This window comes from Noviherbaspirillum soli, from assembly GCF_015352955.1.
In the GTDB taxonomy this organism is placed as follows: domain Bacteria; phylum Pseudomonadota; class Gammaproteobacteria; order Burkholderiales; family Burkholderiaceae_D; genus Noviherbaspirillum_A; species Noviherbaspirillum_A soli.
Window position 1 is genome coordinate 1 of the sequence record NZ_JACYOX010000105.1, and the last position, 609, is coordinate 609.

A 609-nucleotide genomic window follows, 5' to 3' on the forward strand; every position below is an offset into this window, starting at 1 on the left:
CGCAGCACGCGATTGCGGAAGATGTCCGCCACCACGTCGCCGTCGCCGCCCAGCAGCGCCTTGGTCGAGCACATTTCCGCGCAGGCCGGCAGCTTGCCTTCGGCCAGGCGGTTGCGGCCGTATTTCTCGAACTCGGCATGCGAGCCATCAGCTTCCGGGCCGCCGGCGCAGAAGGTGCACTTGTCCATCTTGCCGCGCAGGCCGAAAGTGCCGTTGGACGGGAACTGCGGCGCGCCGAACGGGCAGGCATACGAGCAGTAGCCGCAGCCGATGCAGATGTCCTTGTCGTGCAGCACCACGCCTTCGTCGGTGCGGTAGAAGCAGTCGACCGGGCACACCGCCATGCAGGGCGCGTCGGAGCAATGCATGCAGGCTACCGAGATCGACTTTTCCTGGCCGATCACGCCGTCGTTGATGGTCACCACGCGGCGCCGGTTCACGCCCCAGGGCACCTCATGCTCGTTCTTGCACGCGGTCACGCAGCTGTTGCACTCGATGCAGCGCTCCGCGTCGCAGATGAATTTCATTCTTGCCATTTGCTATTCCTCTTTATTCGCTGTTGGCTACGCCGCATCAGGCCACGATCTTTTCGATGTTGCAGATGGTGGT

The 609-nt window shown here is 63.4% G+C and carries 1 protein-coding gene; it reads right to left on the reverse strand.

What is annotated here, in order from left to right:
- Positions 1-536 (reverse strand): formate dehydrogenase FDH3 subunit beta (gene fdh3B, locus IGW04_RS25535; protein WP_194715901.1); only part of this gene is annotated, 536 nt, incomplete at its 3' end.
- Positions 537-609: the final 73 nt, after the last annotated feature.